At 44.2% G+C, this 24,715-nt stretch carries 23 protein-coding genes; 13 read left to right on the plus strand and 10 right to left on the minus strand.

The window, feature by feature from the left end; genetic code table 11:
• Positions 1–88 precede the first annotated feature (88 nt).
• Positions 89–565 carry a signal peptidase II gene (gene lspA / locus HWQ36_RS07875; RefSeq protein ID WP_292700252.1) on the plus strand — a complete coding sequence of 159 codons (477 nt, stop codon included), beginning with the start codon at positions 89–91 and terminating at the stop codon, positions 563–565.
• Positions 566–766: 201 nt separating this feature from the next.
• Here the strand turns inward: lspA and HWQ36_RS07880 are convergent, their stop codons facing one another.
• Entirely contained in the window at positions 767–1,474 is a 708-nt protein-coding gene (locus HWQ36_RS07880; protein WP_292700255.1) for a hypothetical protein, read from the minus strand.
• A 429-nt stretch (positions 1,475–1,903) separates the two neighbouring features.
• On the opposite strand from HWQ36_RS07880, the gene HWQ36_RS07885 reads away from it, so the two are divergent.
• Positions 1,904–4,171, plus strand: a complete 2,268-nt coding sequence (locus HWQ36_RS07885; protein ID WP_292700258.1) for a transglycosylase domain-containing protein — start codon at positions 1,904–1,906, stop codon at positions 4,169–4,171.
• Between the two features lie 54 nt (positions 4,172–4,225).
• Here HWQ36_RS07885 and HWQ36_RS07890 read toward each other — a convergent pair whose 3' ends face one another.
• Both HWQ36_RS07890 and HWQ36_RS07895 read right to left on the minus strand, forming a co-directional pair.
• On the minus strand, positions 4,226–5,656 hold the full coding sequence (locus HWQ36_RS07890) for a DUF4335 domain-containing protein (RefSeq protein ID WP_292700261.1): 1,431 nt from the start codon (positions 5,654–5,656) through the stop codon (positions 4,226–4,228).
• Entirely contained in the window at positions 5,653–6,279 is a 627-nt protein-coding gene (locus HWQ36_RS07895; RefSeq protein ID WP_292700264.1) for a DUF3038 domain-containing protein, read from the minus strand. The genes HWQ36_RS07890 and HWQ36_RS07895 overlap by 4 nt, the downstream gene beginning before the upstream one ends.
• Before the next feature lie 621 nt (positions 6,280–6,900).
• On the opposite strand from HWQ36_RS07895, the gene HWQ36_RS07900 reads away from it, so the two are divergent.
• The 5 genes from HWQ36_RS07900 (at position 6,901) to HWQ36_RS07920 (ending at position 9,938) form a co-directional block, all read left to right on the plus strand.
• Entirely contained in the window at positions 6,901–7,419 is a 519-nt protein-coding gene (locus HWQ36_RS07900; protein WP_292700267.1) for an adenine phosphoribosyltransferase, read from the plus strand.
• Positions 7,420–7,492: 73 nt separating this feature from the next.
• Positions 7,493–8,539 (plus strand): ABC transporter permease, encoded by a 1,047-nt coding sequence (locus HWQ36_RS07905; RefSeq protein ID WP_292700269.1) that lies wholly within the window; start codon positions 7,493–7,495, stop codon positions 8,537–8,539.
• A gap of 71 nt (positions 8,540–8,610) precedes the next feature.
• Positions 8,611–8,892 (plus strand): hypothetical protein, encoded by a 282-nt coding sequence (locus HWQ36_RS07910; protein ID WP_292700271.1) that lies wholly within the window; start codon positions 8,611–8,613, stop codon positions 8,890–8,892.
• A gap of 246 nt (positions 8,893–9,138) precedes the next feature.
• Positions 9,139–9,429 (plus strand): DUF1778 domain-containing protein, encoded by a 291-nt coding sequence (locus HWQ36_RS07915; RefSeq protein WP_292700273.1) that lies wholly within the window; start codon positions 9,139–9,141, stop codon positions 9,427–9,429.
• Positions 9,429–9,938 carry a GNAT family N-acetyltransferase gene (locus tag HWQ36_RS07920; protein WP_292700276.1) on the plus strand — a complete coding sequence of 170 codons (510 nt, stop codon included), beginning with the start codon at positions 9,429–9,431 and terminating at the stop codon, positions 9,936–9,938. The genes HWQ36_RS07915 and HWQ36_RS07920 overlap by 1 nt, the downstream gene beginning before the upstream one ends.
• Positions 9,939–10,074: 136 nt before the next feature.
• Here HWQ36_RS07920 and HWQ36_RS07925 read toward each other — a convergent pair whose 3' ends face one another.
• The 4 genes from HWQ36_RS07925 to purL form a co-directional block, all read right to left on the minus strand.
• On the minus strand, positions 10,075–10,356 hold the full coding sequence (locus HWQ36_RS07925; RefSeq protein WP_292700279.1) for a type II toxin-antitoxin system Phd/YefM family antitoxin: 282 nt from the start codon (positions 10,354–10,356) through the stop codon (positions 10,075–10,077).
• 61 nt (positions 10,357–10,417) lie between these two features.
• Positions 10,418–10,984 carry a Uma2 family endonuclease gene (locus HWQ36_RS07930; RefSeq protein WP_292700282.1) on the minus strand — a complete coding sequence of 189 codons (567 nt, stop codon included), beginning with the start codon at positions 10,982–10,984 and terminating at the stop codon, positions 10,418–10,420.
• A 186-nt stretch (positions 10,985–11,170) separates the two neighbouring features.
• Entirely contained in the window at positions 11,171–12,670 is a 1,500-nt protein-coding gene (gene purF / locus HWQ36_RS07935) for an amidophosphoribosyltransferase (RefSeq protein ID WP_292700284.1), read from the minus strand.
• Between the two features lie 357 nt (positions 12,671–13,027).
• A complete protein-coding gene (purL, locus tag HWQ36_RS07940) occupies positions 13,028–15,406 on the minus strand; it encodes a phosphoribosylformylglycinamidine synthase subunit PurL (RefSeq protein ID WP_292700287.1) in 2,379 nt (792 codons plus the stop codon).
• 256 nt (positions 15,407–15,662) lie between these two features.
• On the opposite strand from purL, the gene HWQ36_RS07945 reads away from it, so the two are divergent.
• Complete coding sequence (locus HWQ36_RS07945; RefSeq protein WP_292700289.1) at positions 15,663–15,902, plus strand: hypothetical protein; 240 nt, start codon at positions 15,663–15,665, stop codon at positions 15,900–15,902.
• Between the two features lie 12 nt (positions 15,903–15,914).
• Positions 15,915–18,428: a hypothetical protein gene (locus HWQ36_RS07950; protein ID WP_292700292.1), complete on the plus strand. Its 2,514-nt coding sequence runs from the start codon at positions 15,915–15,917 to the stop codon at positions 18,426–18,428.
• A 621-nt stretch (positions 18,429–19,049) separates the two neighbouring features.
• On the opposite strand, the gene apcD is transcribed toward HWQ36_RS07950, so the two are convergent.
• Entirely contained in the window at positions 19,050–19,535 is a 486-nt protein-coding gene (apcD, locus tag HWQ36_RS07955) for an allophycocyanin subunit alpha-B (protein ID WP_012407637.1), read from the minus strand.
• A 251-nt stretch (positions 19,536–19,786) separates the two neighbouring features.
• Here apcD and rlmD point away from each other — a divergent pair, with 251 nt between their 5' ends.
• Positions 19,787–21,193, plus strand: a complete 1,407-nt coding sequence (rlmD, locus tag HWQ36_RS07960; RefSeq protein ID WP_292700297.1) for a 23S rRNA (uracil(1939)-C(5))-methyltransferase RlmD — start codon at positions 19,787–19,789, stop codon at positions 21,191–21,193.
• Positions 21,194–21,583: 390 nt separating this feature from the next.
• A complete protein-coding gene (locus tag HWQ36_RS07965; RefSeq protein WP_292700298.1) occupies positions 21,584–22,033 on the plus strand; it encodes an anti-sigma regulatory factor in 450 nt (149 codons plus the stop codon).
• Between the two features lie 56 nt (positions 22,034–22,089).
• On the opposite strand, the gene HWQ36_RS07970 is transcribed toward HWQ36_RS07965, so the two are convergent.
• Both HWQ36_RS07970 and HWQ36_RS07975 read right to left on the minus strand, forming a co-directional pair.
• Positions 22,090–22,464 carry a hypothetical protein gene (locus HWQ36_RS07970; protein ID WP_292700300.1) on the minus strand — a complete coding sequence of 125 codons (375 nt, stop codon included), beginning with the start codon at positions 22,462–22,464 and terminating at the stop codon, positions 22,090–22,092.
• Positions 22,464–22,742 carry a DUF6439 family protein gene (locus tag HWQ36_RS07975; RefSeq protein ID WP_094328229.1) on the minus strand — a complete coding sequence of 93 codons (279 nt, stop codon included), beginning with the start codon at positions 22,740–22,742 and terminating at the stop codon, positions 22,464–22,466. Before HWQ36_RS07975 ends, HWQ36_RS07970 begins: the two co-directional genes overlap by 1 nt.
• A 44-nt stretch (positions 22,743–22,786) precedes the next feature.
• Here HWQ36_RS07975 and HWQ36_RS07980 point away from each other — a divergent pair, with 44 nt between their 5' ends.
• Together HWQ36_RS07980 and asnS are read left to right on the plus strand one after the other, a co-directional pair.
• On the plus strand, positions 22,787–23,149 hold the full coding sequence (locus HWQ36_RS07980) for a hypothetical protein (RefSeq protein WP_292700307.1): 363 nt from the start codon (positions 22,787–22,789) through the stop codon (positions 23,147–23,149).
• A gap of 81 nt (positions 23,150–23,230) precedes the next feature.
• Positions 23,231–24,622 (plus strand): asparagine--tRNA ligase, encoded by a 1,392-nt coding sequence (gene asnS / locus HWQ36_RS07985; protein ID WP_292700310.1) that lies wholly within the window; start codon positions 23,231–23,233, stop codon positions 24,620–24,622.
• The last annotated feature ends 93 nt before the right edge of the window (positions 24,623–24,715 follow it).

Raw genomic sequence — 24,715 nt, forward strand, 5'->3', positions numbered from 1 at the left:
CTTCGCTCGGCACAAGTCGCTCAGTACAAGTGCCCAATGCCCAATACTTCGACTTCGCTCAGTACAAGTGCCCAATGACTAATTCGCCATGCGTTTAAAAAACCGCCTTTTCTGGATTGCTGCCTTCATAGCTTTTTTCCTAGACCAAATAACAAAATACTGGGTGGTGCAAACCTTCGGTTTGGGGCAAACACTACCACTCTTAACTGGAATATTTCACTTCACTTATGTTACTAACACTGGTGCTGCTTTTAGTCTGTTAAGTGGGAAAGTAGAGTGGTTGCGCTGGTTATCTTTAGGAGTGAGTTTGGTATTGATAGCGTTGGCCTTGTTTGGCCCAACATTAAATTTATGGGATCAGTTGGGCTATGGCTTGATTTTAGGTGGAGCTATGGGTAACGGGATCGATCGCTTTGTTTTAGGTCATGTGGTTGATTTTCTTGATTTTCGCCTGATTAGCTTTCCCGTATTTAATGTGGCAGATTCCTTTATTAGTATTGGTATTGTTTTCCTATTAATTGCTTCCTTCCAAAAAACACCAACTTCAACTGGCAGGTTGGACTAAACTATTAAGCCTGGGATGATTAATCCCAGGCTATTAATTACTGAAACCATTGCTTAGTCCTATATGCGAAGACTTGATTTTTGGGTTCCAGAGATTTGAATTTGTATCCTACACCAGTTTTCATAACTGGTGCAGAAAGTCAAGATGCACAGGCGATCGCTGATATCAAATTAGTATTCAGATCCTATCCCAGCTTTTAATTTATTTACCTGTAGCAGGAGGGGTAGATGGAGTACTGGGAGAGTTAGCACCTGGTTCTGTAGGATTGCCAGGTTCAGATGGGGTAACGGTTCCTGGTGCGGGAGTTAAGTTGCTAGGAGTACCAGGTTCAGTTGGGGTAACGCTTCCTGGTGCTGGAGTTAAGTTGCTAGGAGCGCCAGGTTCAGGTGGAGTAACGCTTCCTGGTGCTGGAGTTAATTTGCTAGGAGGAGCGCCAGGTTCAGATGGGGTAACGCTTCCTGGTGCTGGAGTTAAGTTACCAGGAGTGCCAGGTTCAGGTGGAGTAACGCTTCCTGGTGCTGGGGTGGTTTCGGGAGTTCCAGTTTCAGGTGGAGTAACGCTTCCTGGTGCTGGGGTGGTTTCGGGAGTAGTGATGTTACTAGGTGTGGTTTCTGCTGGTACTGTAGTACTACCAGGAGTAGCACTAGGTGTGGTTTCTGGTGGTACTGTGGTGCTACCAGGAGCAGCACTAGGGGTAAGTGCTGTGCCGCCGGGACAGCGAGAGTTTAGCGGAAAATACTCGCACAGAATTTTCATGCCTTCTGGAGACATCTTGATTTCCGTTGGTGCGCTAGTAGATTCGCTACTGGATTGAGCTATGGGGGATTTACTGGATTCGGCTACGGCAATATTAGTGGTGAGAGCCAAAGATAGAGCTGTACCAATCAGGGTCAGAGATTTTCCCATCATTCTGAAATTTACCTCAACGGAACACTCGGCCCATTAAAACAGACAATAAGGTTTAGAAAATCTTCCTAAATGAATATATCTAAGTTTGTTGCAGAATATGTGGATATGTAAAATTGGTAAAAATTAAATCTGTTGTTTGTTGGCAACTAGTGTTTATAAATACAATTTTAAAATCTATGCTTGTAGTCATTGAAGTAGAATTAGTAGATAAAATAGGTCTTTAAGAATGGGAGAAATTTTTATGCTTCTGTAAATAAGTAACAAAAATAACAAGTGAATTTAGATTAAAAGGTAAGTTTTAGTATAAATTAGAGCAAAAAATTCCGTATAGCTAATTTATGCTTTGGCTTATGAGTAAAATGATGAAAGACTAACATCTAAATTGTAATTCGCCCCATTCTTCACTAAAAAGTGTGATGTGAATAGCCGATGAGTTCTCCCCAACCCCCTCACAAGCCACAAACGTTAATTGGTCAACTGACTCAAGCAGTCCATACTATCCAAGCTAGGGTTGATTTTTCCAAACTGGCGCTCAAGCCTAATGCCAAAGTACCAGAACTCTGGGTGCAGGATGCGGGGGCGGATAAAGCAGAAGTATATCCACTGTTGGGCGATCGCTATATTCTAGGTCGTAGCTCCAAATCCAGCGATATCGTCGTCCGCAACCCTGTTGTCAGCCAAATTCATCTGTCGCTATCGCGGAATTCTACTCATAGCACACCAGTTTTCATCATCAAAGACGAAAACTCCACCAATGGGATTTATCGTGGCAAGCGTCGTGTTAATTCCCTAGAACTACGTCACGGCGATATTCTGACCCTGGGTCCCCCAGAACTCGCCGCTTCTGTGCGCTTGCAATATGTCAATCCACCAGCCTGGTATGTCAAAGCTGCAAGTTGGACAGCTTATGGTGTTGGTGGTGTCAGCGCCTTGTTCGCCTTAGTAATTGGCGTAGAATGGCTGAAATTTTCAGTTAAACCCCTACCTACAGCTACACGCGCTCCAGTAGTTGTTTACGCTCGTGATGGAGCCACCCCATTGAGAGAGCCTCGAACTATCTCTCATGTAGATATGAAGCGTTTAGAGGAATTTGGCCCTTATTTGCCATCTGCGGTAGTAGCTTCAGAAGATAGTCGTTATTACTGGCACTTTGGAGTTGATCCTCTGGGGATTTTACGAGCCGTGTTGATCAATAGCCGTAGCGGAGATGTACAACAAGGAGCCAGCACTGTTACGCAGCAAGTTGCCCGCAGTTTGTTTCGGGAGTATGTAGGCAGACAGGATACCCTTGGACGCAAATTACGAGAAGCAGTTGTTGCCCTGAAGCTAGAAACCTTTTACAGCAAAGATGAAATTTTGCTGATGTACTTAAATCGGGTTTTTTTGGGGGGAGATACCTCTGGCTTTGAGGATGCAGCCCGATATTACTTTGAGAAGCCTGCTAAAGAATTAACTTTGGCAGAAGCAGCTACCTTGGTAGGAATTTTACCTGCTCCCAACGCCTTCGATTTTTGTGGGGATGGCCCAAACAAGCTAGAAGCAGCTGAATACCGGAATCGCGTAATTAAGCGCTTGCTGGAGATGGGCAAAATTAAACCTGAAGATGCGAACCGAGCTAGACGTTCCACTGTTCAAGTTAGTCCTAAAGTTTGTGAACAGCAAGCTAAGACGATCGCTCCTTATTTTTACAGTTACGTCTTCTCTGAACTTGAATCAATCTTGGGCGAGGGAGCCGCAAACGAAGGGAATTATATCATTGAAACCCAGCTTGATCCTGCGACCCAGAGCCAAGCTGAATCGGCGTTGCGGAATTCAGTCAACAATAGTGGTGGAAATTTTGATTTTTCTCAAGGGGCTGTGGTAACTCTTGACTCCAGTACAGGTAGCATCCTGGCAATGGTAGGCGGAACTGATTACAAAAAAAGTCAGTTCAATCGTGCTGTTCAAGCCAAAAGACAACCAGGTTCCACCTTCAAAATCTTTGCTTACACCGCCGCTATTCAACAGGGAATTTCACCATCCAAAAGTTATTCCTGCGCTCCTTTAACTTGGCAAGGCTTCACTTACAAACCCTGTCGTTCAAGTGCTGGCAGTTTAGATATTGCCACCGGGCTGGCTCTTTCAGAAAATCCCATTGCCTTGGGAGTTGCCAAAGAAATCGGGTTGAATAAAGTAGTGGCGATGGCTCAGAATTTGGGAATCAAGTCAAACCTCGATCCGGTTCCTGGCTTGGTACTGGGTCAAAGTGTAGTCAATGTTTTGGAAATGACTGGTGCTTTTGGGTCTATTGGCAATCGTGGAGTGTGGAATCCTCCCCATGCGATTAACCGAATTTTAGACAGTGGTGATTGCAGCGATCGCAATGATATCAAAACTTGCCGTGTAATCTACTCCTTCAACCAAGATCCAGATGCTAACAAACGAGTTCTGCCAAGTGGTGTAGCCGATGAAATGACTAGTTTGATGCGTGGTGTCATCACCAGAGGTACTGGTCGTAGTGCTGCCATTGGACTGGGAGAAGCCGGTAAAACAGGCACGACTAATAAAAACGTTGACTTATGGTTCATAGGTTTTATCCCAAGCCGGCGACTTGTAACCGGTGTTTGGTTGGGAAACGACAATAATTCCCCAACATCTGGTAGCAGCGCTCAAGCCGCTCAGTTATGGGGAAATTATATGCGGAGAATTACAAGATAAATTCGTAATTTGTAATTTCATACTTAAAAATTACGAATTACGAATTACGAATTATTATTGATATCCCTTCCAAGGTGTAACTTCCAGGGTGTTGTTAGGCTTGAATATCACTTGGAAGTGGGCGAGAGGTTCTTTATCGTTGGGGGCTGCTACATTGGAGCCGTAGATAGCGTTGAACATCTTCGGAAGGGGTGTTTCCCGAAAATAGTCAAAGGCAACTTGGTTGAGTGGTTCATAGTCAGCAATTACACCGTCTTTGTTGACTGCTACCCGATATTTCAAATCTCGCGTAAAGGTGTGAGTACCACTCCAAGTTTGCCGAACTGTACTATAAAGCTTTTGGTTTAAATTTTTGACTATATTAGAGTCAGTAATTTTTGCACCCACTACCTCTGGCGTTCTAGCATATCCCCGCCAAGGGCTAACTTGTAGGACACCTTGTGTAGTAAATACTACTCGAAATTGGGCGATCGGCTCCTTGGAAATTGGAGGACGGCTAGCTGGATTGTAAAGTACGTTCGGCAGAGGAGTTTTACCTACTTCTAGATTCGCCTCTTTATTCACCGCTTTATAACCAACGATCGCTCCATCCGCAGCTACACCCAGACGATAGATCAAATCTTGTTGCAATCCTGAGCGATTAGCCCAAGCTGGATGAACTTGATTGTAAACTTGACGATTTAATGCACGCAACTGGGATGGATCGGTAATTTCTGGAACTGTATTTAAAAGTGCTTCTAAATCTTTAACTGCCGGCTTTTTATTAGCTGTAGGCGTTAGTGTGGGTGTTTCAGCAGCTATGGGTGTTGCAGCAGCTGATGCTGGAGGAGTGATATTGTTTATTGTAGAGCTACTTTGCTCATCTGTTTTGGGCTGCGGTGGACGCAGTTGCGGAGGTGGAATCAAGTTAAAAGCGATCGCAGCTACTGCTAAACTTGACACACCCACAGCAGCAGGTACAGCCTGCCTAACTAAAGCTTGACTAGCACCACCATAGCGTCTGGTAACTGGTTGTAGTTCTAGAGAAAGTTCAGGTAAAGTTTGGGTATCAGCAAAAAACTGATCCACTGCTTCCACTAAATCAAACAACTGCACCGTATTCAAATCTATTTCAATCGGCGGACGTTTAGAATTGTTAGAGCGATCGAATCCCTCTGGAGTTCCTTCGGAATGTATGATTAATCTGTGTCGGTTGCCGTCAACTTTCCGAAACTCTACTAGCTCCGATTCCTGATTGTGTGCTTGGGGATTAGGTACACTACTTAAAAATTCTTGGGCATACCCACTAACAGCCCTCACCAAACTTTCAAAAAATTCCCGCCCTCCCGTTAGTGGCTGATTATAACCAGATAAATAGCATTCTGCATTTACCAATATTGATAATTCCGGGCGCATTTCCTGGAAGTGTGCAGCCCTAGTGACATCACTTAACCCTTCTAAAAGCAGTGTACAATTAGGAAGACTGTACTTACGTTGAATATTCATTCCACTTCACCGTCAAAAAGACTAATCCAGAATCGCTGCATTCCAGCTGTACCGGTACAAAATAGTAATTGTCCTAACAAATTTATCGCTAGCTCATCTAATTTTTCATCAGAAGTTAATGCTAGTACACCAGAACGTCGGGCATTCATCCGGCTCTTAAAATGCGCTCTAAACCGCTCTAGGTAATTAGATAGACGCAAATTCTGTTCCAATGGAATCTGCTTTTCTTCCATTTGTTGACATATCATTAGTAACTGGCGGATGACAACAGTTAAACGCCGCGCTATGTAGCAAGCAATGACTACCAGAGCTTTTGCTTCCATGATAGTTAAGGGACGGCGGATATGCGCTCTCCGTAGCGGGTTAGAGCTACGCATCCGCCATAAATTCACCCTATCTTTAACAATTCCTTTGAGATCCAACTCTTGAGCAAAAGTCAAGATTGCTTCCGAACCACCAAGCTCTAAAGCTTCAATTGCCAATAAAATCAGGTCAATTTGCAACCGCGTTCTCCGAGGACAAGTCTTAGAAGCGATCGCAGGATCTGGTAAAGTGTCCAGAATCATCGGCAATGAATCTTGAGTTGGACTGTTGAACGGCGTTAAACTTGCTGAGACATTCATTCTATAAAATACCTTGTGCGGTTCCAACAGACTAGATAAAACAAATTTAAGATTGGTAGCCAGACAATAACGTTACGCCGTGTGCAACTTTCTCTCAAACCTAACCCCCAACCCCTTCCCTGCAAGGGAAGGGGAGTAAGAATCAAAGCCTCTCAGGAGTGGGGGAGAGGAATGGAAGCGGGGTTTCAATCCTAAGTTGCACATCGCGTTAACGTTAGACTTGTAGTAATAACATGACTACCTGATATATACATTACTTAACTCTTTCTACTCACAGTTTTCCCTATATTGAAATCAAAGTTTTAAAACATAAGTTAATTCACCTCATTTCTGAATGTAATACCTTTTCTAGGTTGGTTTAGATTCTAATTATCGTCAATAAAGGACGAAGCTTCAGCCCCGACCCCCAGCGTATGACATTATAGTGTACGATTTTTCAGGTATCTGAAATTTGGGGACTGGGAATTGGGAATTGGGCATGGAGAAGACACAGGGAAGAGGGGAGAGACAAGGGAGAGGTTTATTCAATAATTCCCCCTCATCTCCCTCATCTCCCTCATCTCCCTCAACTCCCCCACTCCCTGCTCCCCTGCCTCTTCCCCATTCCCCATCCCCCATCTTATGGATTTAAAGTCTCTCGTTCGTGACATCCCAGATTTTCCCAAACCCGGAATTTTATTTCGGGATATTACTACATTACTGCGCGATCCAGAGGGACTGCGCTATACTATTGACTTTTTAACACAAAAATGCAACGAAGCTGGAATCAAGCCAGATTATGTAATTGGTATAGAGTCAAGGGGATTCATTTTTGGCTCACCTCTGGCATATCAATTAGGGGCTGGTTTTATTCCCATCCGCAAAAGAGGTAAGTTACCAGCCGCAGTTCACTCAATTGAATACGATCTAGAGTATGGTACTGACTGCCTGGAACTGCATCAAGACGCTTTACATCACAGTAGCCGAGTTTTGATTGTGGACGATTTGATTGCCACAGGTGGAACTGCGAGTGCAACAGCAAAGTTAGTACAGAAGATTGGCTCCGAATTAGTAGGATTTGGGTTTATTATCGAGCTACGGGATTTAGAAGGGCGTAAATATCTGCCGGACGTGCCGATTATCTCTCTAATTGAATATTAGTTATTTGTCATTGGTCATTAGTCATTGGTCATTAGCAAAGGACAAATAACAAATAACAAAGGACAAAGGACAAATGACATCTACGAGAATTTCCTTGGAGACAGGTCGGGATTGGCTAATTAGGCTAGTCACGAGCGAAACTTTTATTTATGTGGCAAAGCGGGTATTGCAGGCACTACTGACTCTGTTTTTGGCATCAGCATTGTCGTTTTTCATTATTCAACTCGCTCCAGGGGATTATGTAGATACGCTGCGGCAAAACCCGAAGATATCTCCAGAAAGAATTGAGGAAATTAAGCGGCAGTTTGGTCTTGATAAGTCTTGGCCAGAGCAGTTTTGGCTATGGCTATGGCGAATCTTGACAAAAGGAGATTTTGGCACGAGTTTTATTTATCAACGCTCAGTGGCATCGCTGTTGTGGGAAAGAGTACCAGCGACTTTGTTATTAGCGATCGCATCTTTAATTGTCACATGGGCGATCGCCATCCCACTAGGGATTTTTGCTGCTGTTAACCAAAATAAGCTATCAGACCGGGTTTTACAGGTAATTAGCTACGCCGGACAAGGCTTTCCTAGTTTCATCACTGCCTTAGCCCTGCTGGTTTTAGCCCAAATTACCTCGCCGTTATTCCCAGTGGGTAGCATGACTAGCATCAATCACTCAGAACTGACGTGGTTTGGCAAAATCTTAGATGTCGGCTGGCACATGATTTTACCCACAATCGCTCTCTCAATTACTAGTTTTGCTGGTTTACAACGCATCACTCGCGGCGAATTATTGGATGTTTTGCGTCAAGATTACATCCAAACGGCTCGTGCCAAAGGTCTGCCAGAAAACCGCGTCATCTACGTTCATGCACTCCGTAACGCCGTAAATCCCTTGATTACCTTATTGGGTTTTGAATTAGCTGGTTTATTAAATGGTGCCTTCATTGCCGAATTTTTCTTCAACTGGCCCGGTTTAGGGAGGTTGACTTTACAGGCTTTACAAGCTCAAGATTTATATTTGTTAATGGCAAGCTTGGTAATGGGCGCAGTGTTGCTGATTGCTGGTAATTTAATCGCCGATTTAATGTTAAAAGCTGCTGACCCTCGTATTCGCCTAGAAAGTCTCAATTAGTCATTTGTCATTGGTCATTGGTCATTGGTTTAACCCTTTCTTCCTCATCTCCCTCATCTCCCTCACTCCCCATGCTGTCTGAAGTCTATTACTTGGTGCGTTCAAAAACTGACGGTAATTATCTCATAGCTCGTCCTGACACCGAAACATCGGGTTATTTATTACTGTTCCAGGAAAACTTTGATGCCCTTAGCTATCTCAATACCCATGCAGCAGAACTAGCAAATCGCTTTACTGTAGAATCTATTGCGCGTACACAGTTGGGAAACTTGCTCAAACGCTGGGGTTTTAGTGGTGTGGGTATTGTAACTGACCCGTTATTGCCCAAGATTGAGTTTTTGCAGCACAGTTAAATTTATAGATTAGCGTAGATGCTTCTTCGGCTTGTCGTCAGACATCGCTTGCTAATTTGTTTAAGAGGATGTTTGGAAAGTCCTCTTGTCTATGGCAAGTATCCGTAATTACACAACTGATTAAACCAAAAATTTTGTGTTGACGTTGTATACACAATATTCTATATTAGATATTAAGCATTGCTGAATAAAGCTTGAAACTTAATTCAGCAATGCTAAATGAGATACACACATGGAAGATACCTAATGCCTGCCCGTTCTAAAATGGATAACCTTGGTCGTAACCAAGTAATTAATATTAGAGTTCAAGAACAACAACGGGATTTAATTGATAATGCTGCATCGATTCTTGGCAAGAACCGTTCTGACTTTATGTTAGAAGTTGCCTGTCGAGAAGCAGAGAAAGTCATCTGTGACAAGACCTTCTTTGCGTTAGACGAGGAAAGATATCAAAAATTCCTTGCTATTTTGGACTCACCACCTAAAGCAAACGAAGAAATTCGTAAATTATTAACGACTAAATCGCCTTGGGATTAATGACGAAACAAACAAAAATTATTAATCCTCCTCAGCCACTTACTCTTAAGCATGATGTATTAGAATTTGAATCTAAATCAGAAGCTTTGAATAATTGGCTGAAGGAAAAATCTTTGAAAAATGAGGGGGATACGGCTAGAACTTTTGTAGTAACTATTGAAAATCAAGTAATAGGCTATTACTGTTTAGCAACTGCTTCTGTAACTCATTTAATAGCTGTTAGTAAAGCTAAACGGAACGCACCAGACCCTATACCATGTATGCTTATCGGGAGACTTGCTGTAGACACCAAATGGGAAGGGCGGGGTATAGGGTCTGGTTTATTGAAAGATGCTATTATTCGTACTTTAACAGTATCCCAAATGGTGGGTATTAGATGTGTTTTGGTTCACGCTAAGGATGAAGAAGCCAAAAGATTTTATTTAAAATACGGGTTTCAACCATCGCCAATAGAACCATTAACCCTAATGATGACTTTAAAAGATATTCGAGCAAACCTTATAGATTAATTACTCCTCCAAATTCTGCACAAGTGAATTAGGAGGATTTGAAATTTAAACAACTGTTGCAACTTTTGGATAACTGCTGGATTCGGTTGTGGCCTTAATGGCTCAGAAATAACGTTAGTATCAAGTAAAAAGCGACTCACAATATTATCTCTCGTCCCGGAGACTTGTCGCGTACATCTTTCCAAACCTCATCAGGATCAATCTCGGTTCCTTCTTCCATGATTTCTTGACGAAATCGCTCCACAGATTCCCAAAAAGCTGGCTTTCCATGCAATAGACGCTGATATTCAGCCGCAGGTAGAATCACAGCAAGTTGCTGTCCCTGTTGCGTAATTTGTACCGATTCGCCTTGTTCAATTTCCTGAAAAATTTTATCCAGATTCTTAGGGACTTGCTCAATTGAATACTGCTGAGACATTGTGCTTTCTCTATTAAAAATTGCGAATAGTAAGCAATTACGGCAATTCTGCAAACTTTTGTTAAGTAAATAAGGATGCGATCGCACAAGTAAAATCAGGCAATATCGGTGACTTCAACTCATCACCATTGAACAACGTAGCAACTAACTTTAAACTCGCTTGTTCGCGTCGATAAACTTCCACCTGTTGGTTGCGCCAATCCACAATCCAATATTCCCTAACACCTCTTGCTGAGTAAAGCTTTAGTTTAAATTCTCTATCCCGCTTTTCGTTTTCAATACCAGCAGACAGCACCTCTACTACCAGTTCTGGCGCACCAGTCAAATGCCCCGCCGCGTCTAAAAGCAGGGGCAATCTCTCGTTGCTAGCCCAGACAACATCAGGAATAACATTATCATTATCGCCAAAAATGATGCCTGGAGCAGGTACGACTTGTCCCAACGAAGTAGCTTGTGACCAGATATCTAATGGAGCAATAATCCTGACACAAGTTTTTTGATGATTCCAGTGAGGCGCTCTGGTCACAAACAATTCTCCGTCAATAATTTCATAGCGGTTCCCGTTATCTGGAAACAACTCTAAATCGGCGGTAGTCCAGCGCACTCTTTCAGATATCGGCTGGTTCATAAACCATCTTTATTTAGGGGATTTAGCTATTTTAGCCTGAGATAATATCGCAATCGCAATCCTATTTAATTTACAAACACCTAGAGGCTCAGATCCCCGACTTCTTGAAGAAGTCGGGGATCTTTTTGTTCAGTGATAGGGAATAACTGTACCCTGTAACCTGTACCCTATTCCCTTCTTCAATTCCTACACCACTACCTTTTCTAAACTCAATTTAGAACGCTTCACTGGCTCAGGAATCGCTACAGGATAATCTCCAGTAAAGCAGGCAGAGCAGAAACTATTGGTGTCTTCTCGTGTTGCTTCTAGCATCCCTTCCCAACTGAGATAGGCGAGGCTGTCTACTTCCAGTTGCTTGGCAATTTCGGCTACTGACTTGGTAGCAGCAATCAGCTGATCCTGAGAATCGGTGTCGATGCCATAGAAGCAAGGATGAGTTACTGGCGGGGAGGAGATTCGCATGTGTACTTCCACTGCACCCGCTTCACGCAAAGTTTTGACTAGTTTACGGCTAGTAGTACCGCGAACAATAGAGTCATCAACAATAATTACTCGTTTACCCGCTAGCACATCTTTAAGCGGGTTAAGTTTCATGCGGATACCTGACTCGCGCATGGTTTGTGTCGGCTGAATAAAGGTTCGTCCAACATAGCGATTTTTAATCAGCCCTTCAGCGTAAGCTACACCAGAAGCTTGGGAAAATCCGATCGCAGCAGGGATACCAGAATCAGGAACACCAAAGACTATATCGGCATCTACACAAGATTCTTTAGCTAGTTGATGTCCTAACCGCATCCGATAGCTGTACAAACTCTCGTTGTGCATGATGCTATCAGGGCGGGCAAAGTAAATCATCTCAAAGATACACAATTTCCTCTGGGGCTGTTGACTCCAATGATAGGAAGCCAAACCTTCTTCAGTAATCCAAACTAATTCGCCTGGTTCTACATCTCGCAGGTATTCGGCTCCAATGATGTCTAAACCACAAGTCTCGGATGCCAAAACGTAACGGACTGGATTACCAGCTAAAGTCCCAATTACTAGGGGGCGAATACCATTGGTGTCACGGACACCCATAATGCCGTCAGGAGTGCCAATAACTAAACTAAAGGCTCCTTGGCAACGATGAAATGCCTGAATTGAACCTTCTAGCCAATCTGCACCAGCATTAATGGCTTCTGCGATCGCAAAAGCAATCATTTCTGAGTCTGTTGTGGTGACTAAGTTATATTTTTTCTCAAGCAACTCTTGACGCAGTTGCACTGTATTGACTAAATTACCATTGTGTGCTAGAGCTAATGAACCTAAGCGAGTTTCCAGAACTGCGGGTTGGGCATTAACTTTGCGGCTAGAACCTGTGGTGGAATAACGAGTGTGACCAACAGCAAGGCTACCAGGCAATTGATCCAAGATGGATTCATTAAAAACTTGAGACACCAAGCCCATGTCTTTGTGGAGATGGACTTGTGTACCTTCAAAGGTGGCAATCCCAGCTGATTCTTGACCCCGATGCTGGAGGGCGTACAATCCAAAGTAGGTCAGTTTAGCAACGTTTTCTCCTGGTGCGTAGATGCCAAAAACACCACAAGCTTCTTCTGGCTTGTCAGGCTGATTTTCATGACTATTGATTGGGTTGTTGGTAGGGTCGGGGTATTCATCCGAAGTGACAGAATGAATAGAGGTCATGCTAGCTTTGCTCCTGGTGGGGGGGTCAAGTCAAAATAATTCGTAATTGATAATACGTAATTCGTAATTATTAGCCCATCAGTGTAAGGATTTAGCATTGCTAAATCCTTACAAGGCTTGAAATCGTGATGCTACGAGCTTTTGTTTTTTCATTGACCAATCAAGGAGCTTGTATGCTTCAATTACGAATTACGAATTACGAATTACGAATTAGTTAGTCACTGGGATTGTGTATATAGATAGTTGTTGATTTCTTAACAAATCTTTAACCATCTATTAAAACAGTACCGTAATTATGCCCAGAGACGCTAATAGTTCTGAGTAATTAGTGCTGATTTCTGAGTGAAGTCTAAATACTTAGGACTCAGAAACAATGGTGTGGTTGGCGATCCGCCTGGCGATCGCATGGGAATAGCGATCGCTCATATCTTCGATACTAACTTTAATTAAGACCTGACTATCAGTGGTGAAAACCCCCAAACCCGTCTCCAAATTGCCAACAGTACCTAGTATTTTCCACTCTTGACCGAGATGTTCTTGTAAGTATGATTCCCAAATTACTTGTTGTTCTGATGCTACAGAAACTAAAATTCTGGCACCACCTTCGGCAAACAGCACCTCATCAAAACGAGATGGTGACTGGGTTGGTGCTATTTCTAAATTGATTTGGGCACCAAGGTTGCCAGCAATACAACATTCTGCTAGTGCGATCGCTACTCCCCCTTCAGCAGAATCATGGGCTGAACGTATCCAACCATTACGAATTCCTTCCCGACAAACTTTTTGGACGCGGCGTTCCAAGTCAAAATCTACCAGTGGCGGTTTGCCGGCAACAGTGCTGTGGATAGTGGCTAAATACTCAGATGCTCCCAAACTGATTTTAGATGTCAGAGGCAATCCCAGAAGATAAATCACATCGCCGGATGCTTGCCAACCTTGTCCACAAATTTTGGTGATATCGGGAATCAAGCCCACCATTCCCACAACAGGAGTCGGATAAATGGGTTGTGGAATGCCTTGAGAATCGAGGGTTTCATTGTATAAAGAAACATTTCCGCCTGTGACTGGTGTCGCTAATTCTCGACAACCTTCCGCTAAACCACGACAAGCTTCTGCCAATTGCCAATAACCAATCGGTTTTTCTGGAGAGCCAAAATTTAAGTTATCCGTCACCGCCAGAGGTTCCGCACCCACACAGCTAAGATTGCGTGCAGCTTCTGCCACCACTGCCTTAGCTCCCTCGTAGGGGTCAAGATAAACATAACGAGGATTGCAATCTACTGTTGCTGCCACTCCTGATTTTGGATTTTGGATTTTGGATTTTAGATTGGGGACTTGTTCTAAGGGGCGCAAACGAATAACGGCGGCATCTGCGCCACCAGGAAGTATTACTGTATTATTTTGTACTTGATGGTCATATTGACGATATACCCAGTTTTTAGATGCGATCGTGGGTGTATCGAGCAAAGTGAACAGGATATCATTCCAACTTTGCAACCCTGCTTGGAGTTCTATTCCAGCAGTTGTACAAACAGGTAAAGAATCAGGAGTCCATTCCCAAGCTTGACGCGCATATTCTGGCGGTTCTGCCAGCAACTCACGGTTATATAGTGGGGTATTTTCCGCCAAAGCCTCGGCGGGAATTTCTGCTGCTACTTTACCCTGAAAGAGAATTCGCACAATGGGTTCAGCGATGACAGTACCAGCGACAACTGCTTGAAGTCCCCAACGGTGGAAAATGTCAATTAATTCTTGCTCACGCCCTTTATGGGCAACAAACAGCATTCGTTCTTGAGATTCCGAAAGCAGATATTCATAAGGAACCATCCCCGTTTCTCTTGCCGGAATCTTATCTAAATCTAGTTCAATTCCCACACCACCTTTTGCCGCCATCTCTGAAGTAGAACAGGTGATACCGGCCGCTCCCATATCTTGAGCGGCGACAACTGCACCTGTTTTAAACGCCTCCAGACAAGCTTCAATTAACGACTTTTCCAAAAATGGATCGCCTACTTGCACAGCCGGGCGATCGTCTATTGACTGATCGCTTAATTCTGCACTGGCAAAACTTGCGCCTCCCATGCCATCGCGCCCAGTGGTGGAACCAACATACAGTACTGGGTTGCCTAAGCCAGATGCCCCAGATTTAACAATTTCCTGGGTTTCCATTAATCCTAGTGCCATGACATTCACTAGGGGATTACCAGAATAAGCTGAGTCAAAGTAAACTTCGCCGCCAACGGTGGGTACTCCAACGCAATTACCATAATGTGAAATCCCCGCCACTACACCTTGGAACAGTCTTTGAGTTTTGGCATCTTCTAGGGAACCGAAGCGCAGGGAATTTAATAGAGCAATGGGACGCGCACCCATCGTAAAAATATCTCTGAGAATACCGCCCACTCCTGTTGCTGCACCTTGAAATGGTTCAACAGCTGATGGGTGGTTGTGGGATTCAATCTTAAAAGCTAGTTGGAGTCCGTCACCCAAATCTACAACACCAGCATTTTCACCAGGCCCCACGAGGATGCGGGGCCCCTCAGTGGGAAATTGTTTAAGTAAAGGTCGAGAGTTTTTGTAACAGCAATGCTCAGACCACATTACCCCAAACATTCCCAGTTCAGCTTTGTTGGGATGACGGCCTAACCGACGGACAATTTCTGTGTATTCTTCTGGTTTAAGACCTTCAGCAGCGATTTCTTGAGGTGAAAAGAAAGCAGGAGATGTGGCGGTCATGGAAATTATGCACCAATTGTACAGAGCATTATTCTACCGATTTACTTGTCCTGTAGGTGCATTTATTAGGATAGCTCATGACTATATGATGCTAAAAGTTTAAAAAAATAAATAAATTTACTTAAAGATATATATTTTTGTACACCTAAAGATAGATTGTATTCAACGCTGAATTACTGGTAAATGTACTGATAAAAATAAAGTAATAAAATTTTCTTTCCTTGTAATATGCATAGGTCATTTCCAGATTAGAGAAATGGCTATCAGCCTGTCAGATGCTCCACTAGTTGAATGCAGAAAAAATTCAGAGGATGCGATGCGATCGCAAGTTTTAATGCTGTGGAATCTGATTAATTCTTTGGAACTTCATTCGTCTGAAGTGACTCCTACAACAGCAGACTCAATCACTGAATCGCTCTTGGAGAAAGGATTATGGCAATTTGCTTCCGAAACTGCTCATTTGAGTCAGCAAACCGACCGTATTAACATAATTTAGAGGATTTTGATCATGCCTAGACTTACTGTTCCACCAAATCTCATCGGCACCAATTCTCCCGACACTTTAGTCGGGAAACAGTTAAATGTATCTCTGGCAATTGGTATTGATATTTTAACTGGAGGTTTCATTCGTACACTCTCAGGAAATGACACTATTGAGGGCACGGCTGCTGGCAGCAATAACGGCTCCGGCAACGGCGGTACTGGGACAGGCATTGGCAACAACAAAGGCAGTATTAATACAGGGGACGGAAAAGACACGATCATTGGCACTGGTACTGGTGGTAACGGCAGCAACGGCGGTAAAAAATCCGGCAATGGCGGTACTGGGAAAGGCATCGTCAACAACAAAAGCAGTATTAATACAGGAGATGGAAACGACACGATAGTCGGGACTGGCACTGGCGGCAATGGTGGTACTGCTGGCAACTTATTGGGCAACGGCGGCAACGGCGGTACTGGGACTGGTATTACTAACAGTGGGAGTCTACATGCAGGGGATGGAAACGACACGATAGTCGGCACCGGTACTGGTGGCAAAGGCGGCGGTGGCAGTAGCGAAGACCCCGGCAATGGCGGTACTGGAACAGGCATCGCTAACAGTAGCAGTATTAATACAGGGGACGGAAAAGACACGATCGTTGGCACTAGTACTGGTGGTAACGGTGGCAATGACGGCTCCCAGGGTGGCAACGGCGGTACTGGGACAGGCATCGCTAACAGTGGCAGTATTAATACAGGGGACGGAAACGATACGATTACCGGCATCGGTACTGGCGGCAACGGCAGCAATGACAGCTACGCGGGTGGCAACGGCAATACTGGGACAAGTATCGCTAACAGTGGCAGTATTGATACAGGGGACGGAAATGACACGATCAACGCCACAGGTAAGGGCGGCGATGGCGGCATCATCCTTTTTCAAAGCCGCGGCAATGGTGGCAACGCCGGTACTGGGACAGGCATCGACAATAGTGGCCGTATTAATACAGGGGAAGGAAATGACACGATCAACGCCACAGGGAAGGGCGGCACCCCTAGTTTCGGCCGCAGCCCTGGCCTCACCGAAGATGGGACTGGCATCAGCAATAGTGGCGAACTGGACACCGGGGAAGGACAAGACACGATCGTCGGTACAGGGGAGGGCGGCATCGGTGCCAGTGGTCTTGGCGCCAGCTTCGGGGGTAATGGGACTGGCATTGCTAATAGTGGCAGCCTGAATACAGGGGAAGGAAATGACACGATCACCGGCATCGGTACTGGCGGCAATGGCGCTGCTGGCGGTATCGGCGGCGGCAGCGGCGGTGATGGGACTGGCATTGCTAACAGTAGTGAACTGTACACTAGGGATGGAAATGACACGATCACCGGCATCGGCACTGGCGGCAACGGCGATTCCGGCGACTTCAGACCCGGCAACGGCAGTACTGGAACTGGCATTGCTAACAGTGGCACTCTAAATGTAGGGAATGGACAAGACACGATCAACGGTACAGGGAAGGGCGGCATCGGTGGCAATGGCGTCTTCAACAGCGGCCTTGGTGGTGCTGGAATCGGCATTGCTAACAGTGGCAGTCTGAATGCAGATGAGGGAAAAGACACCATCAACGGCACTGGTATCGGTGGCGTTGGCGGCGATGCCACACCCGTCACTACTCCTGGCGGCGTTGGCGGGACTGGGATCGGCATCAGCAACAGTGGCAAACTGGATACCGGAGACGGAGAAGACACGATCGGCGGCACAGGGCAGGGTGGCATCGGCGGCATCGGGACTATTGATTCCAAGGAAGAAATCGATAGTAGTGAGCGCGTCGGTGGTAACGGCGGTGCTGGAATCGGCATCAGCAACAGTGGCAAACTGGATACTGGAGACGGAGAAGACACAATTATCGGCACTGGCAATGGCGGCAAAGGCAGCATCGCTCCCGCTGGCATCGGTGATGGCGGTGCTGGAACTGGCATTCAGAACGCTAAAGACGGCACCATCACTACAGGGTCGGGCAAGGATACGATTACAGGTTATGGGAACAGTTCTGGAACAAACTCCACCGCCTATGGCATCTTCAACGATGGAATAATCGATACTGGCAATGGTTCTGACAAGCTTACCGGACAGGCGACAGCAACAATTGGTGGTACTGCATACGGCATTTATGGAGAAGGAATCATCAAGACTGGCAATGGCAATGACCAAATTATCGCCACCAGTACCCTAGACGGAGTTCAACAGAAAGTCACCATCGGTGGCGGCATCAATATTGCTTTGGGCACTGGGAATGACTACTTGAAAGGATTTGGTGCTGCAACTGTTGATGGCGGCGATGGTTTTGACACCCTCGATCTCAGGGCTTTCAATCGCTCTGAACTCTTCGTATCTGGGGTTATTTCGGGCAATACCCTTAACTCTGCCAACCTCACTTTCAACAGCAATGGAACCTCTATTAGCTTGTCTACGACTGGCTTTGAGAAATTTATCTTTGCAGATAGCTCTTTCTGCTACAGTAGTTTGACAAACGGGGCATAGGTTTGTGAATTCCTGTGTCTCGTGTTTTACCTCCTAAGTGTCTAATCGGTGTTATTTGCTCTTAAGCTGACAAAGCATCTACCAGCGTATATATTCTTAGTTCCAAATTTGCATAGATTTACTGTGACTCAGAGATTATTCGGGGGTATGCAGTTTAGCTGTAACAATCAAGTGACGAGGATCACACTTATACATGATTATGATCGTCTCTCTGCGATCGCTAACTAGGCATAATTAATGACAACTGAACTCTAGCCGAGTCATTAATAGGGAACACACTTAAATTGCCGACAGCCTTAAACAAGGACTGTCGGTTTTTTGTATTTGTCATTTGTCATTTGTCCAATTCCCAATGCCCAATACTTCGACTTACCTCGGCTTCGCCCTTCGGCTACGCTCAGGACAGGCTCGGCACAAGTCGCTCAGTACAAGTGCCCAATGCCCATATTCATAAAATTTCCCCACAACTGGTTGGTAACTTGACAGAGATTTTGCCACAGCCACTACCAATTGTGGGGAGGGTACGATCAAATTCGGTATCTTATGCCTATCGAGTGCTAATATTTTGCACTCACTCTACTAGACCGGAAGTATACTCCTAGAACAAACACACACTTTGTATTAAGACATCGCTTGAATGATGTAATCAAAGTAGGGTGCTGCTTCAGCAGCGTCTTCCGCACTCAATAAGCCAAGGGAGGCTGTTTTGAGGGAATTGATCGCTTCTACCATTCCAGGCACGGGAACGCCCAATGAATTGTACATTTCCCGTACACCAATCAAACCGATTTTTTCAATCGGCTCTTTGTCGCCAGCAAGTACACCATAAGTAATTAGGCGTAAGTACCAGCCAAAGTCACGGATACATAGAGAGCGCTGGCGTTCTCCGTAAGCATTACCACCAGGGGAGATAAAGTCAGGACGCTTCTGCCAAAGTTGTTTGGTTGCTTCCTGAACTATCTTTTTTTCATTTTCGGCTAAGGTCGCCGCAATCCGCGTCCGTTGTACGCCGGTTTGCAAAAAGTCTTTGATATTTTTCAGTTCGCCACTGCTGGGATAACGCAGTTCGTCGTCGGCTTTGAGAATAACTTGGCTAATTACAGTCATGATGATTGAAATCACCTGAAATATTATCTGTTAGTTTAGCGAGTCGGAGGTACACAAGTGAAGAGATAGGAGCTACTTATGTATTGAATTTATCTGTTTAGTGGGGAGTGGGGAGATGAGGGGGATGAGGGAGACAAGGAGGACAAGGGGGAATTATTGAATAGTCTCTTCCTTATGCCCAATGCCCAATTCCCAATGCCCAATTCCCAATGCCCAATGACAAATGACAAATGACAAATGACAAATGACAAATGACTAAAATAATTTGGCAACAAGGTGAATTAATTGAAGTGACGATCGCTAATCTGAGTGATACAGGTGATGGGGTGGGACGCGCTGATGAACGTGTAGTGTTTGTCCCAGATACTGTACCGGGCGATCGCGCCATTATCCGCTTGGTTCATGTTAAACCAAAATACGCCCACGGGAAGCTCCAGCAGCTATTAGAGCCATCCTCACACCGGATCAGACCCAATTGTATTGTGGCGGATAAATGCGGTGGTTGCCAGTGGCAGCATATTAATTATGACTACCAGCTAGTAGCCAAGCAAAATCAGGTTATCCAAGCTTTAGAACGCATTGGCGGTTTTGTCCAACCACCGGTAAATCCGGTACTCGCCGCCCCTTCTGCTTTGGGCTACCGTAATAAATCTACATATCCTCTAGGCATATCAGCAACAGGACAGGTACAAGCTGGTTACTACCAAAAAGGTACTCACCAATTAATTAATTTAAATCAATGTCCAGTCCAAGACGCGCGATTAAATCCCTTGCTTGCCGAAGTTAAGCAAGATATTCAACAACAAGGTTGGCAAATTTATGACGAACAGCGCCACCAGGGAAAAATTCGCCATCTGGGTTTACGCATTGGCCGACACACTGGAGAAATGTTGCTGACTTTAGTGGTGAAGGACTGGAATTTATCAGGAATTGAAACCCAAGCCCAAGAATGGTTAAAGCGTTATCCGCAGTTAGTGGGAGTGTCGCTCAATCGCAATAGCGATCGCACAAATGCTATATTCGGATCAGAAACTCGTTGCATCGCTGGAGTCCCACACCTGCGTGAAAACTTTGCTGGACTAGAATTTCAAGTCCGCCCAGATACATTTTTCCAAGTGTATACAGAAACAGCAGAGGCACTATTGCAGATAATTCAATCAGAACTCAATCTTCAAGGGCATGAGTTGCTAGTTGATGCCTACTGTGGTATTGGGACTTTAACTTTACCCCTCGCCAAAAAAGTTCGGATTGCTACAGGATTAGAAGTGCAACCAGCAGCAGTAGAACAAGCTATTTTGAATGCCCACCGCAACGGAATTGATAATGTGACATTCCAAGTCGGGGCAGTAGAGAAATTGCTTCCCAAAATGGGCACAATACCAGAAGTAGTAATACTCGATCCGCCACGGAAGGGATGCGATCGCGCTGTCATCGACACTTTACGGCAACTGAAACCATCTCGGATAGTTTACGTCAGCTGTAAAGTAGCTACCCTCGCCCGTGACCTGAAATTACTTTGTCAAGATGGACAATATACCATCACACGGGTACAACCTGCTGATTTTTTCCCTCAAACTGCTCATGTTGAAGCTGCCGCCTTTCTTGTGCTATCAGATTTGCACAAGGATAGTAATTCCTTTACAAAAACTGAAATTTGAAATTTTTAGTCTAGTGCATACTAAAGATGCTAAAATTGAATTAAGCTGAAAATAAAAATTCCTTTTGTTTAAATAAATTCAAGTTGCATAGGTTCTTATAAATATGAATTGGATTGTGTAAATGACAAATCGGCAATTAACTAGAGTATCCCAATACTCTGTCAAATTACTAGCATCTTTTTAAGTTGCTAACATCATTATCAAAACTATTGCAGCCGTTATATATCTAAACAATCCCAACTCATACTATAGGGCTAATGCTCCCTAGCATTTTCAAAATTTAGTTTTAAAGACGCAAGTTTGAAGGCAGCATGACCACCTCAAGTTTTATCAGGGTGCCTGTAATAGCAAACTGATGTCTAGCTAACTGAAGGCTATGGGGTTTCTCTTGTGATTACAATTTCACTCCGTCCAGTTGCACGTTATTGGGGCACTATTAGTTTTGCCTCAACTCTCTACCTTTGTCCAATATTAGATTTACTGTTGGCAGAAATTCCAGCAAAATTACAAGCAGAACTGCGGCTAGGACTTCAAGAAGCCCTAGTAAACGCAGCTAAACATGGCAATAATCTCGATCCAAGTAAAACAGTTGTAGTGCGTTTTTCCTTAATAGATAATCAATATTGGTGGATAATATCAGACCAGGGTAGCGGTTTTACTCCCTCTTCTACTAAAGAAGAAGAACCAACAGACTATTTACCACCAGATGAATCAGAAAGTGGTCGTGGTTTATGTCTTCTCCATCATATTTTTGACCAGGTGGAGTGGAACCGCAAAGGCACAGAATTGAGGCTTTGTAAGCAAATGGAAAACCGCCGAGGATTATCTCTGCGACTGTAACTTAATCAGGAGTGAGGAGTTAGAAGTTTTAAAGTCTTAACTCCTCATTTTAAGATTCAATAAAAAGTATTGTCTATTGGCGGTAACTCTTCTGAGTCATTTGTTCCTGGTTTTGGACTTGGTTTTCGTGGATTTGGAATTGCAGTAGAACCTCCAGAAATATCATCGTCTGACTCCCAGGGTTCATCCTCGTGTTGATCCGAAGGATCTAGTCGTAATGCAAACTTAAGATTGTTATAAGATTGGTCATTTTTCTGGTCATCGTCTTGCGCTAGAGACTCAGATAGTTCCCGAATTAGGGTTTTGATGCACTGGCGATGATTAAAAGCAAACTGTGGGTTGAAACCTCTCTCTAGCTCTTGAAGTAATCGTTCTGCTAGCAAAATCAAAGCCTCAGAACGATTACGTTTCTCTAAAGCTTCTTGATCCATTAACTTTTTCCATGAGTCGGACAAGGAGGTGCAGAAATGGAGCGATCTAACCAGCCAATTGCCTGTTCTAATCTAGCTTGAGCTTCTTGTGGCTGATTCTTTAACAGATACACAATCGCTGCTGCCACTTGTTCATTAGCGCGGGAATTGCGGTTAGACTTGAGGCGATGCCAATCGTTAGGGGAAATGCTCAGTCTTTCCATGAGAGCTTGAGCTAGTTCCAGAGTACTAAGTTCATTCAGTTGACTGGTTTTCGGCAGCTGGGTAGATTGAGACATAACTATTGGCACATTTGCATTTACTTCTACTTTACTACTTGTAAATGAAGCCGCCAAAACAATCACAGCCGTCAGCAGAAAATCCCGAACCAGATTTTGAACAAGAATTAGAGGAAGTAGAGCGATCGCTCCTATCCTTAAAAGAGCGTTACGATCAAGTGCAACGCGATCGCCAACAACAGGCACAATGGCAACAGCAGCGCGATAAACTTAAGCACAATACATCTCAGACACCAGAAATCAAAGCAGAGTTGCGGCAAATTCAACAGCAGTTGGAAATGCTAGAACTAAACCTAGAAAGCCAGTTATTTTCTTGGCGTAGCCTGAAAAAACCTTTCTGGCAAGCCGTCCGCTTTGGTGGAATGGGCGTTATCATAGGCTGGATATTAAAGTCTTGTGCTGGATAATTCCAATTATGGATTGGGTTAAATGGTTAAGATTCTTTAATATTTGTACTCACTAAGTTGACGAAATATAAGTTGTAAAATATGGCAAATCGACGGATTGCAGAAATATTGCGAAGTGGTAAACCTGATGAGTCTCTCCTAGTTCAAGGCTGGGTGCGGACGAAACGCGAGTCCAAAGGGTTTGCTTTTATTGAAGTCAATGACGGCTCATCACTAGCTAATTTGCAAGTCGTCATCAATCAGGATTTGCCAGATTACGAAGCTATCTTGAAAAAATTGAATACAGGTGCTGCTGTTGAGGTGACAGGGGTACTAGTGGCTTCTCTTGGTAAAGGACAACGGATTGAGTTGAAATCAGAGTCCGTGAAAGTTTATGGCGAAGCTGATCCCGATACATATCCCCTGCAAAAGAAACGCCATTCCTTTGAGTTTCTGCGAACCATTGGACATTTGCGATCGCGCACTAACTCTTTTGGTGCAGTTTTCCGCGTCAGAAATGCTTGTTCGGCAGCAATTCACCAATTTTTCCAAGAACGAGGCTTTTTGTGGGTACACACCCCCATCATCACTGCTAGCGACTGCGAAGGCGCAGGTGAACTTTTTAGCGTTACCAGTTTGGATTTAAAGAATATTCCTCGCACAGAAAACCAAGCAGTAGATTACAGCCAAGACTTTTTTGCTAAACCCACATATTTAACAGTTAGCGGCCAGTTGGAAGCGGAAGTGATGGCGATGGCGTTTAGTAACGTCTACACCTTTGGCCCTACCTTCCGTGCAGAAAATTCCAACACCTCCCGCCACCTAGCAGAATTTTGGATGGTTGAGCCAGAAATGGCTTTTTGTGACTTAGAAGGCGATATGGATTTGGCTGAGGCGTTTCTCAAACACATTTTTAAATATGTGTTGGAAACTTGCCCAGAAGACATAGAATTTTTCAATGAACGCATTGATAAATCTGTGTTGACAACAGCTGAGAATATTATTAATAATCAGTTTGAACGTTTAACTTATACAGAAGCCATCAAACTTTTAGAAAAAGCTGATGTTAAATTTGAATATCCTGTGAGTTGGGGTTTAGATTTACAATCAGAACACGAACGCTATCTAGCTGAACAACAGTTTAAAAAGCCAGTAATTGTTACAGATTATCCAGCGCAAATTAAAGCATTTTATATGCGTTTAAACGACGATGAAAAAACCGTCCGCGCAATGGATATTCTCGCACCCAAAATTGGCGAGATTGTAGGTGGTTCCCAGCGTGAAGAACGCTTAGAAGTTTTAGAACGCCGCGTGTTAGCGCAAGGATTAAAGCCAGAAGACTTGTGGTGGTATCTTGATTTACGTCGTTATGGTACTGTTCCCCACGCTGGTTTCGGACTGGGTTTTGAACGACTTGTGCAATTTATGACGGGTATGGGAAATATCCGCGATGTGATTCCTTTTCCGCGTACACCACAAAGTGCTGAGTTTTAGTTTAAATATTTAGTAGACCTGGCTATTATAAATGACCAGGTTTTCACTTTTGTGGATAAAGAGAAATCCAGTTAAAAACATTTATCATCAACC

The sequence above is a fragment of the Nostoc sp. NMS2 genome (assembly GCF_017115105.1).
Taxonomy (GTDB): Bacteria; Cyanobacteriota; Cyanobacteriia; order Cyanobacteriales; family Nostocaceae; genus Nostoc.

What these genes read in the sequence shown, in the direction of transcription:
- purL (WP_292700287.1), bottom strand. Translation starts at nt 15,406, where the DNA reads ATGACCGCCACATCTCCTGCTTTCTTTTCACCTCAAGAAATCGCTGCT.
- HWQ36_RS07915 (WP_292700273.1), top strand. Translation starts at nt 9,139, where the DNA reads ATGCCTGCCCGTTCTAAAATGGATAACCTTGGTCGTAACCAAGTAATT.
- HWQ36_RS07880 (WP_292700255.1), bottom strand. Translation starts at nt 1,474, where the DNA reads ATGATGGGAAAATCTCTGACCCTGATTGGTACAGCTCTATCTTTGGCT.
- asnS (WP_292700310.1), top strand. Translation starts at nt 23,231, where the DNA reads ATGGCAAATCGACGGATTGCAGAAATATTGCGAAGTGGTAAACCTGAT.
- lspA (WP_292700252.1), top strand. Translation starts at nt 89, where the DNA reads ATGCGTTTAAAAAACCGCCTTTTCTGGATTGCTGCCTTCATAGCTTTT.
- HWQ36_RS07975 (WP_094328229.1), bottom strand. Translation starts at nt 22,742, where the DNA reads ATGTCTCAATCTACCCAGCTGCCGAAAACCAGTCAACTGAATGAACTT.
- HWQ36_RS07945 (WP_292700289.1), top strand. Translation starts at nt 15,663, where the DNA reads ATGGCTATCAGCCTGTCAGATGCTCCACTAGTTGAATGCAGAAAAAAT.
- HWQ36_RS07950 (WP_292700292.1), top strand. Translation starts at nt 15,915, where the DNA reads ATGCCTAGACTTACTGTTCCACCAAATCTCATCGGCACCAATTCTCCC.
- rlmD (WP_292700297.1), top strand. Translation starts at nt 19,787, where the DNA reads ATGACTAAAATAATTTGGCAACAAGGTGAATTAATTGAAGTGACGATC.
- HWQ36_RS07895 (WP_292700264.1), bottom strand. Translation starts at nt 6,279, where the DNA reads ATGAATGTCTCAGCAAGTTTAACGCCGTTCAACAGTCCAACTCAAGAT.
- HWQ36_RS07980 (WP_292700307.1), top strand. Translation starts at nt 22,787, where the DNA reads ATGAAGCCGCCAAAACAATCACAGCCGTCAGCAGAAAATCCCGAACCA.
- apcD (WP_012407637.1), bottom strand. Translation starts at nt 19,535, where the DNA reads ATGACTGTAATTAGCCAAGTTATTCTCAAAGCCGACGACGAACTGCGT.
- HWQ36_RS07910 (WP_292700271.1), top strand. Translation starts at nt 8,611, where the DNA reads ATGCTGTCTGAAGTCTATTACTTGGTGCGTTCAAAAACTGACGGTAAT.
- HWQ36_RS07970 (WP_292700300.1), bottom strand. Translation starts at nt 22,464, where the DNA reads ATGGATCAAGAAGCTTTAGAGAAACGTAATCGTTCTGAGGCTTTGATT.
- purF (WP_292700284.1), bottom strand. Translation starts at nt 12,670, where the DNA reads ATGACCTCTATTCATTCTGTCACTTCGGATGAATACCCCGACCCTACC.
- HWQ36_RS07900 (WP_292700267.1), top strand. Translation starts at nt 6,901, where the DNA reads ATGGATTTAAAGTCTCTCGTTCGTGACATCCCAGATTTTCCCAAACCC.
- HWQ36_RS07920 (WP_292700276.1), top strand. Translation starts at nt 9,429, where the DNA reads ATGACGAAACAAACAAAAATTATTAATCCTCCTCAGCCACTTACTCTT.
- HWQ36_RS07925 (WP_292700279.1), bottom strand. Translation starts at nt 10,356, where the DNA reads ATGTCTCAGCAGTATTCAATTGAGCAAGTCCCTAAGAATCTGGATAAA.
- HWQ36_RS07905 (WP_292700269.1), top strand. Translation starts at nt 7,493, where the DNA reads ATGACATCTACGAGAATTTCCTTGGAGACAGGTCGGGATTGGCTAATT.
- HWQ36_RS07930 (WP_292700282.1), bottom strand. Translation starts at nt 10,984, where the DNA reads ATGAACCAGCCGATATCTGAAAGAGTGCGCTGGACTACCGCCGATTTA.
- HWQ36_RS07890 (WP_292700261.1), bottom strand. Translation starts at nt 5,656, where the DNA reads ATGAATATTCAACGTAAGTACAGTCTTCCTAATTGTACACTGCTTTTA.
- HWQ36_RS07885 (WP_292700258.1), top strand. Translation starts at nt 1,904, where the DNA reads ATGAGTTCTCCCCAACCCCCTCACAAGCCACAAACGTTAATTGGTCAA.